The following is a 9,318-nucleotide window of genomic DNA, read 5'->3' as shown; positions in this document are numbered from 1 at the left end:
GGGTCGCCCGGTGAGCAGCGGTTCGGCCCGCTGGAGGCCATGGGTGAACTCGCGGCGCTCGCCGAGCTACGCGCTGCGACTCGCCGCCACGGCGCGCTGCTGGCAGTGAACGACCGGGCGGATATCGCCCTGGCCGCCGCGGCGGATGTTCTGCACCTGGGCCAGCAGGACCTCCCGCCCTGGTACGCCCGCCGGATCCTGGGTCCGGATGCGGTGATCGGCCGCTCCACCCGCGACCGTGAACAGGCCCGCCTGGCCGCCGCCGACGAACATCTCGACTACTTCTGCACGGGCCCGGTGTGGGCGACCCCCACGAAACCGGGCCGCGAACCCGCGGGGCTGGAACTGGTCCGGGAAACCGCCGCCGCCGCACCGGCGCGACCGTGGTTCGCCATCGGCGGTATCGACGGCTCGACGCTGCCGGAGGTCCTGGCCGCGGGTGCGGAGCGGGTGGTGGTGGTGCGGGCGATCACCGCGGCCGAGGATCCGGAGGCGGCGGCCCGGGAATTGAAGTCCGCACTGCTGGCGGACTGACAGACCTTTGCGTGGCGGTCCGCGCCGCCGGGCGCTACCGCGGGGCGGCCGGCGGCGTTACCTGCTTGCCTCCGGCCGGCCTCTCGATCTACTGCCGGGCAGCTTGTCGATCGCCCACTGTGTCGGTACGCCGGTCCCGCCCGGCGCAGATGGGCAGGACCGGCGTATCGGCAGGGCCGGGAACTATCGGTCGCCGATGGCGGCGGACCGGTTCCGGGGCACCCGTCGATGACTGCCCCGTCGGCCACCGCCGGAAACCTCACAGCCGCGATTGCACTGCCTCGTCGACCGAGCGCAGCCCGCGCGCGGTGGTGCCGTGGGCGCTCTGGACGGGGCGTGTCTGCCGCCCAGGAGTGGGCAAATACATCGTCACAGCAACCAGAGCACCGCACCCGCCACCGCGAGCGCCGCGCCTACCCCGAGGCTGATCGCGAGCGGGCGTGTGGTCTTCCAGGTGGAATAGGCGCCGCCGATCAGGAATCCGGCGAGGGTGAACAACAGCACTACGGCGACATCGGTGGACACGGCAACCCATTGTGCCTGGTCGCCCGGGGTGGACGCGCCCTGGCACGAACCTGTGTATTTAACAAGCACGCGTGCTTGATTTTTTTCCGGACGCCTGTGATGCTGAACTCGTACACGAACAGCCCGGGCGTGCTCCACCGCCCGTAGCGGTAGGAGGCGCAGCCGCTGATGAGTGCTCTGTCCGACGATCCGGACGTGATCCGGATCGGCAACTGTTCCGGGTTCTACGGTGACCGGCTGACCGCCATGCGCGAAATGCTCGAAGGCGGGCATCTCGACGTGCTCACCGGGGACTATCTCGCCGAACTGACCATGCTGATCCTGGGTCGTGACCGGATGAAAGACGCCGGGCTGGGGTATGCGAAAACCTTCCTCCGCCAGCTCGAGGATTGCCTGGGCCTCGCGCTGGAACGCAAGGTGCAGATCGTCACGAACGCCGGCGGCCTGAATCCGGCCGGCCTGGCGGAGAAGGTGGGTGAACTGGCCGCCCGGCTCGGGCTCGACGTGCACGTCGGGTATGTCGAGGGCGACGATCTGCTCGACCGTGCCGCCGAACTCGGGCTGGGCACCCCGCTGACAGCCAACGCCTACCTCGGCGCCTGCGGTATCGCCGACTGCCTGACCGCCGGCGCGGATGTGGTGGTCACCGGCCGGGTCACCGACGCCTCGGTGGTCGTGGGGCCGGCGGCCGCCCATTTCGGCTGGCAGCGTACCGATTACGATCGGCTCGCAGGTGCCGTGGTGGCCGGTCATGTGATCGAATGCGGCACCCAGGCCACCGGCGGTAACTTCGCCTTCTTCACCGAACTGCCCGATCTGGGGCGGCCCGGTTTCCCCATCGCCGAGGTCCGGGCGGACGGCAGCAGTGTGATCACCAAACATGCCGGGAGCGGGGGCGCGGTCACGGTCGATACCGTCGCGGCGCAGCTCATGTACGAGATCCAGGGCGCGCGCTATGCCGGACCCGATGTCACCACCCGGCTCGACACCGTCGAGTTGACGGACGACGGCCCGGATCGGGTGTTGATCAGCGGGGTACAGGGCGAGCCGCCACCGCCGCAGCTCAAGGTCTCGCTGAACACGCTCGGCGGTTTCCGCAACGAGATGGAATTCATCCTCACCGGGCTCGATATCGAGGCGAAAGCCGAACTGGCGCAGCGGCAACTGGAGTCCTGGCTACCGCAACGCCCCGCCGAACTGGATTGGACGCTGGCCCGGCTCGACCGCCCCGACGCCGAGACCGAGGAACAGGCGAGCGCCCTGCTGCGCTGCGTGGTCCGCGACCCCGACCCGGACAAGGTGGGCCGCGCATTCTCGAGCGTCGCCGTGGAACTGGCGCTGGCCAGCTACCCAGGCTGCAGTTTTACCGCCCCGCCCGGAAACGGCTCGCCCTACGGTGTCTACCGACCGGGTTTCGTCGACGCCGCCGAGGTCTCGCATACCGCGGTGCGCCCCAACGGTTGCCGGGTCCTGGTGGGCGCTCCATCGCAGACCCGGGAACTCGCCGCCTTACCCGAACCCGAACTCCCCGAACCTCTTCCGGCCGCGCCGACAAAACGTGTCCCGCTCGGCAGTATCGCCCTGGCCCGCAGCGGCGACAAGGGTGGTGACGCCAATATCGGTGTCTGGGTCCGCACCGACGAGCAGTGGCGCTGGCTGGTGCACACCCTCACCGTCGACCGCCTGCGTGAACTCTTACCGGAAACCGCCGGGCTGGAGGTCGCCCGGCATGTGCTGCCGAAGCTGCGGGCGCTCAACTTTCTGATCACCGGTCTGCTCGGCGAAGGCGTGGCCTATCAGGCCCGTTTCGATCCGCAGGCCAAGGGCCTCGGCGAATGGCTGCGGTCCCGCCATATCGATATACCGTTGGAGTTGCTGCCGTGAGCACTGTCTGGAACACCCCCGAACGCCGCGAATTACGCGCCACTGTCCGGGCTTTCGCCGAACGCGAGATCCTGCCGTATCTCGACGACTGGGAGCGCGACGGCGAGATCCCGCGGGACCTGCACAAGAAGGCCGGGGCCCTGGGCCTGCTGGGTATCCAGTTCCCCGAATCCGCGGGCGGGTCCGGCGGGGATGGGATCGACGGCGCAATCGTCTGCGAGGAACTGCACTACGCGGGTGTTTCCGGTGGTCTTTTCGCCTCGCTTTTCACCTGCGGTATCGCCGTCCCGCATCTCATCGCGGCGGGCGATACCGAACAGATCGACCGCTGGGTGAAACCGACGCTGGCCGGTTCGAAGATCGGCTCCCTCGCCATCACCGAACCCGGCGGCGGCTCCGATGTCGGACACCTCACCACCAGCGCCCGCCGCGACGGCGACCACTACATCGTCAACGGCGCCAAAACCTACATCACCTCCGGTTGCCGCGCCGATTTCGTGGTGACTGCCGTACGCACCGGCGGACCGGGCTCGTCCGGGGTATCGCTGCTGGTGGTGGAGAAGGGCACACCCGGTTTCACCGTCGGCCGGAAACTGGACAAGATGGGCTGGCGCGCCTCGGACACCGCCGAATTGTCGTACGAGGATGTGCGGGTACCGGTCGCGAACCTGGTGGGGCCGGAGAACTCCGGGTTCCTGCAGATCGCCGCAGCGTTCGTCAGTGAGCGGGTCGGTTTGGCCGTGCAGGCGTACTCGAGTGCGCAGCGCTGCCTGGACCTCACCCTGGACTGGGTGCGTCAGCGGGAAACTTTCGGCCGCCCGCTCATCAGCCGGCAGGCCGTGCAGAACACCGTCACCGAGATGGCGCGACGTATCGATGTCGCGCGCGTCTACACCCGCGATGTGGCCGCCCGCGCCGCGGCCGGCGAAACCGATCTGATCGCCGAGGTGTGTTTCGCGAAGAACACCGCGGTCGAGGCCGGGGAGTGGGTCGCCAACCAGGCCGTGCAGTTGTTCGGCGGGCTCGGTTATATGCGGGAATCCGAGGTGGAACGCCAGTACCGCGATATGCGGATACTCGGGATCGGCGGCGGCACCACCGAAATCCTCACCGGCCTGGCCGCGAAACGATTGGGGTATCAGGCATGACGATACTACGCAGCACCCTCGACACCACCTCCGCGGAGTACACCGCGGCGGCCGAGGCCATGACGGCCAAACTCGCCGAGGTCGAGGCGGAGTTCGAGAAGGTTGTCGCCGGCGGCGGTCCGGAGAAACTGGCCCGGCACCGCAAACGCGGCAAGCTGACCGCCCGGGAACGGATCGAACTGCTCATCGACGAGGATTCGCCGTTCCTCGAATTGTGCCCGCTCGCGGCCTGGGGCAGTGAATTCCAGGTCGGGGCGAGTACGGTCGCCGGGATCGGAGTCGTGGAGGGCGTCGAATGCATGATCGTCGCCCCCGACCCCACCGTCCGCGGGGGCACCTCCAACCCCTGGACACTGCGGAAAACCCTGCGGGTCAACGACATCATCCGCGAGAACCGCCTGCCGGTGATCTCCCTGGTGGAATCCGGCGGCGCCGATCTGCCCACGCAGAAGGAAGTCTTCGTACCGGGCGGCCGCATGTTCCGCGACCTCACCCAGGCATCCGCCGCCGGAATACCTACCATCGCACTGGTTTTCGGAAACTCTACCGCGGGTGGCGCCTACATTCCCGGGATGTCCGACCATGTGGTGATGATCAAGGAGCGCTCCAAGGTGTTCCTCGGCGGGCCGCCGCTGGTGAAAATGGCGACCGGTGAGGAGTCCGATGACGAATCGCTGGGCGGCGCCGATATGCATGCCCGAGTATCCGGTCTCGCCGATTACTACGCGCTCGACGAGCAGGACGCCATCCGGATCGGGCGGCGCATCGTCAAACGGCTGAATTGGCGGAAACAGGGTCCCGCACCCCGGCCCGCCGTGCCGGAACCGCTCTACGACCCCGAGGATCTGCTGGGTATCGTCCCGCCCGACCTCAAGATCCCGTTCGACCCCCGCGAGGTGATCGCCCGCATCGTCGACGGCTCCGATTTCGACGAATTCAAACCGCTCTACGGGTCGAGCCTGGTCACCGGCTGGGCCGAACTGCACGGCTATCCGGTCGGTATTCTCGCCAACGCCCGCGGTGTGCTGTTCTCCGAGGAATCGCAGAAGGCCACCCAGTTCATCCAGCTGGCGAACAGGACCGACACACCGCTGCTGTTCCTGCACAACACCACCGGGTACATGGTCGGTAAGGAATACGAGCAGAAGGGCATCATCAAACACGGTGCCCAGATGATCAACGCGGTCTCGAATTCCAAGGTCCCGCACATCTCCGTGCTCATGGGCTCCTCCTACGGTGCCGGGCACTACGGAATGTGCGGCCGCGCCTACGACCCCCGTTTCGTCTTCGCTTGGCCCAGTGCGAAATCCGCGGTTATGGGCGGTGCGCAACTGGCCGGCGTGATCTCCATCGTCGGCCGCGCATCCGCCGAGGCGCGCGGGCAGGCCTTCGACGAAGAAGCCGATGCCGGGATGCGTGCCATGGTGGAAGCGCAGATCGAGGCCGAATCGCTGGCCATGTTCATGTCCGGGCGGCTCTACGACGACGGTGTCATCGACCCGCGCGATACCCGCACAGTGCTCGGTATGGCCCTGTCGGCCATCCACACTGCACCAGTCCAGGGCGCCGAGGGCTTCGGCGTCTTCCGAATGTGAGGCCGGTCGTGACAGATCCACAGCTCATCACCAGTGTTCTGGTAGCCAACCGCGGTGAGATCGCCCGCCGGGTGTTCGCGACCTGCCGCCGGATGGGACTCGGCACGGTCGCCGTGTACTCGGACGCAGACTCGGAAGCACCGCATGTCACCGAAGCGGATGCGGCGGTCCGGCTGCCCGGTAACACCCCGGCCGAAACCTATCTCCGCGCAGACCTCATCATCGCCGCCGCACAGGCCGCGGGCGCCGACGCCGTCCACCCCGGCTACGGTTTCCTCTCCGAGAACGCGGAATTCGCGCGGGCCGTACAAGCGGCCGGACTGGTGTGGATCGGTCCGCCGGTCGCCGCCATCGAGGAAATGGGCTCCAAGGTCGCGGCCAAGAAGATGATGGACGCCGCCGGGGTACCGGTGCTGGCCGAACTCGACCCCGACGAGGTGACCGAGGAACAACTCCCGGTCCTGATCAAGGCTTCGGCAGGGGGTGGCGGTCGTGGAATGCGCGTGGTGCGTACCCTCGGTGAACTTCCCGAGCAGTTGGCCGGCGCCCGCCGGGAAGCCGAATCGGCGTTCGGCGATCCCACGGTGTTCTGCGAGCGATACCTCGAAACCGGCCGCCATATCGAGGTCCAGGTGATGGCCGATTCCCACGGCACGATCTGGGCGGTCGGCGAGCGGGAATGCTCGATCCAGCGCCGACACCAGAAGGTCGTCGAGGAGGCGCCGTCGCCCCTCGTCGAGCGCATCGACGCCGGACGGCCGGACAGCCGCTCCGGTACCGCCGGCGCTGCCGGAGCCGGTCACCGAGCTGTCTCGACGGCGACGCCGGAAGGCGGTATGCGGGATCGCCTGTACACCGCGGCCCGGCAGGCGGCCGCCGCGATCGGCTATACCGGCGCCGGTACCGTCGAATTTCTCGCCGACGAAGCCGGCGAGTTCTTCTTCCTGGAGATGAACACCCGGCTGCAGGTCGAGCACCCGGTCACCGAATGCACCACCGGGCTGGATCTGGTCCAGCTCCAGCTGGAAGTCGCTCAGGGCGAACGTCTCCCGGCGCAACCACCCGCCATGCACGGTCACTCGATCGAGGTCCGGCTCTATGCCGAGGATCCGGCGCAGGACTGGCAACCGCAGAGTGGCACTGTGCATTGCATCGAGATACCCGCGGTGGCAACCGAATTCGATCTGCTCGGCCGTCCCGGAATCCGGTTGGACTCCGGGGTCGCCGGCGGCTCGGTGGTCGGCGTCCACTACGACCCGATGCTGGCGAAGGTCATCTCGTACGGCCGCACCCGCGACGAAGCCGCGCGGCTGCTCGCCGGTGCGTTGCAGCGGGCCCTGATCCACGGCCTGGTCACCAACCGTGACCTGCTGGTCCGGGTGCTGCGCCACCCGGCTTTCCTGGCCGGCGAGACCGATACCGCCTTCTTCGCCACCCACGGCCTGGACGTCCTGTCCGAGCCCCTGGTGCGTCCGGACGATGAGAAACTGTCGATCGTCGCTGCCGCGCTCGCCGAGTCCGCTGCCAACCGGGCGTGCGCCACCGTGGTCGCGGGGGTGCCCAGCGGCTGGCGCAATCTCCCCTCGCAATCGCAACGCAAATCCTACGAGAGCCGGACCACCGGCACGCACGAGATCGACTACCGGTTCACCCGAACCGGTGTGGCGGTCGCCGGGTTCGACGGCCTCGAACTGATCTCGGCCACACCCGATCAGGTAGTCCTCGCGGTACCCGGCGCACAGGGGCCGGTACGCCGCCAGTTCGCCGTCGCCCGCTACGACGACCTGGTTTGCGTGGATTCCGCGCTCGGCCCGGTCACGGTGCGGCGGCTGCCCCGGTTCACCGACCCGGCCGACCAGGTCGCCACCGGATCGCTGCTCGCTCCCATGCCGGGCAGTGTGATCCGGCTCGGTGCCGAGGTCGGCAGCACCGTGACCGCCGGCCAGCCCATCCTGTGGCTGGAGGCCATGAAGATGGAGCACACCATTGCCGCCCCGGCGGACGGCGTGCTCAGCGCGGTCAACGTCGAAGTCGGCCAACAGGTCGATGTCGGCGCCGTACTCGCCGTGGTGGATCCCGCCGCCGCAGACGACGAATAGCACCGGAAACCAGGAGTAGCAATGAGCTTCATCGAATCCGACGAACGTAAAGAGCTGCGGGCCGCCGTCGCCGCGCTGGCCGCGAAATACAGCTATCGCGACTATGTACTGCCCAAGGCGCGTAACAACCAGCCGCTCGACGAACTCTGGCAGGAGGCGGGCAGCCTCGGTTTCCTCGGCGTGAACCTGCCGGAGGAATACGGCGGCGGCGGCGCCGGCATGTACGAGCTGGCGCTGGTGATGGAGGAATTGTCCGCGCAGGGTGCCGGCCTGCTGCTCATGGTGGTCTCGCCCGCCATCTGCGGCACCATCATCACCAAATACGGCACCGACGCGCAGAAATCGGAATGGCTGCCCAAACTCGCCGACGGTTCGGCCAAAATGGTTTTCGGCATCACCGAACCCGATGCCGGCTCCAATTCGCATCAGATCACCACCACCGCCCGGCGCGACGGGGACGATTGGCTGCTCACCGGCCGCAAAATCTTCATTTCCGGGGTGGATCAGGCCGAGGCCGTGCTGATCGTGGCCCGTACCGAAGACCACAAGACCGGCAAACTCAAGCCCGCCCTGTTCATCGTCCCCACCGACGCCCCCGGGTTCGAGAAGATCCCGCAGGAAATGGACATCATCGAACCGGATCACCAGTTCACCCTGTTCCTCGACGATGTCCGGCTCCCCGCCACCGCCCTGGTCGGTAAGGAGGATGCCGCGCTCATGCAGCTGTTCGCGGGCCTGAACCCGGAACGCATCATGGGTGCGGCGATGGCCGTCGGAATCGGTCGCTACGCCATCGACCGGGCGGTCGATTACGCCAAGGAACGCACCGTGTGGAAATCCCCGATCGGTGCCCACCAGGGAATCGCGCATCCGCTGGCCCAGGTGAAAATCGAACTCGAACTGGCGCGGTTGATGATGCTCAAGGCCGCCACGCTCTACGACGCCGGCGACGAGATGGGTGCGGCCGAGGCTGCCAATATGGCGAAATACGCGGCCGCCGAGGCGAGTATCAAAGCGCTGGACCAGGCCATCCAGACCCACGGCGGTTCCGGCCTCACCACGGAATACGGGCTGGCCGCCATGCTCGGCGCGGCCCGGATCGCGCGCATCGCCCCGGTGAGCCGGGAAATGATCCTCAACTTCGTCGCCCAGCATTCGCTGGGACTCCCGAAGTCCTACTGAGCGATATCCACCCGGAGTTCCATCGCCGCGTAAACGTAAAGGCAGGCTTTCGTGACCGAAACCGATCATGTCGATCGTGTAGTGGGCTATGCCGTCGAAGACGGGTTCGCGACCCTCACGCTCGACTCCCCGCACAACCGCAATGCCATCTCGTCCGCGCTGGTGACTCAGCTTCTGGAAGGGCTGGAACGCGCCGCCGGCGATGCGGCCGTGCGCGGTGTGGTGCTCACCCACACCGGCAACACGTTTTGCGCGGGCGCCGATCTGAAGGAAGCCGTGGGCCCCCCCCCCGCGGCCCCCCCCGGGTTAACCCCCCCCGGGGTGGTGCGGGTTATGGGCGCCCGTGTGGGT

Annotated in this window: 8 protein-coding genes; 7 read left to right on the top strand and 1 reads right to left on the bottom strand. The window is 67.7% G+C overall.

Annotation, left to right across the window (positions count from 1 at the left end; all coding sequences use genetic code 11):
* Positions 1 to 534 (top strand): thiamine phosphate synthase (gene thiE, locus QH195_RS06215; RefSeq protein ID WP_280434655.1); only part of this gene is annotated, 534 nt, incomplete at its 5' end.
* A 369-nt stretch (positions 535 to 903) separates the two neighbouring features.
* Here thiE and QH195_RS06210 read toward each other — a convergent pair.
* Positions 904 to 1,059: a hypothetical protein gene (locus tag QH195_RS06210; protein ID WP_280421020.1), complete on the bottom strand. Its 156-nt coding sequence runs from the start codon at positions 1,057 to 1,059 to the stop codon at positions 904 to 906.
* 168 nt (positions 1,060 to 1,227) lie between these two features.
* Between QH195_RS06210 and QH195_RS06205 the strand changes: the two genes are divergently transcribed.
* From QH195_RS06205 to QH195_RS06180, 6 genes are all read left to right on the top strand, one after another.
* A complete protein-coding gene (locus QH195_RS06205; RefSeq protein ID WP_280434654.1) occupies positions 1,228 to 2,943 on the top strand; it encodes an acyclic terpene utilization AtuA family protein in 1,716 nt (571 codons plus the stop codon).
* The gene (locus QH195_RS06200; protein ID WP_280434653.1) at positions 2,940 to 4,091 is read left to right on the top strand and encodes an acyl-CoA dehydrogenase family protein; all 1,152 of its coding nucleotides are present in this window, start codon (positions 2,940 to 2,942) and stop codon (positions 4,089 to 4,091) included. Before QH195_RS06205 ends, QH195_RS06200 begins: the two co-directional genes overlap by 4 nt.
* The gene (locus QH195_RS06195; protein ID WP_280434652.1) at positions 4,088 to 5,686 is read left to right on the top strand and encodes an acyl-CoA carboxylase subunit beta; all 1,599 of its coding nucleotides are present in this window, start codon (positions 4,088 to 4,090) and stop codon (positions 5,684 to 5,686) included. The genes QH195_RS06200 and QH195_RS06195 overlap by 4 nt, the downstream gene beginning before the upstream one ends.
* An 8-nt stretch (positions 5,687 to 5,694) precedes the next feature.
* Entirely contained in the window at positions 5,695 to 7,785 is a 2,091-nt protein-coding gene (locus QH195_RS06190; RefSeq protein WP_280434651.1) for an acetyl/propionyl/methylcrotonyl-CoA carboxylase subunit alpha, read from the top strand.
* A gap of 21 nt (positions 7,786 to 7,806) precedes the next feature.
* Positions 7,807 to 8,967, top strand: a complete 1,161-nt coding sequence (locus QH195_RS06185; RefSeq protein WP_280434650.1) for an acyl-CoA dehydrogenase family protein — start codon at positions 7,807 to 7,809, stop codon at positions 8,965 to 8,967.
* Between the two features lie 51 nt (positions 8,968 to 9,018).
* A partial coding sequence (locus tag QH195_RS06180) for an enoyl-CoA hydratase-related protein (RefSeq protein ID WP_280434649.1) occupies positions 9,019 to 9,318 on the top strand: 300 nt, incomplete at its 3' end.

It is taken from the genome of Nocardia carnea, assembly GCF_029868855.1.
GTDB lineage: Bacteria > Actinomycetota > Actinomycetes > Mycobacteriales > Mycobacteriaceae > Nocardia > Nocardia carnea_A.
The sequence above is the reverse complement of the archived record's forward strand: the minus strand, read 5'-3'. Positions and strand labels throughout refer to the sequence as shown.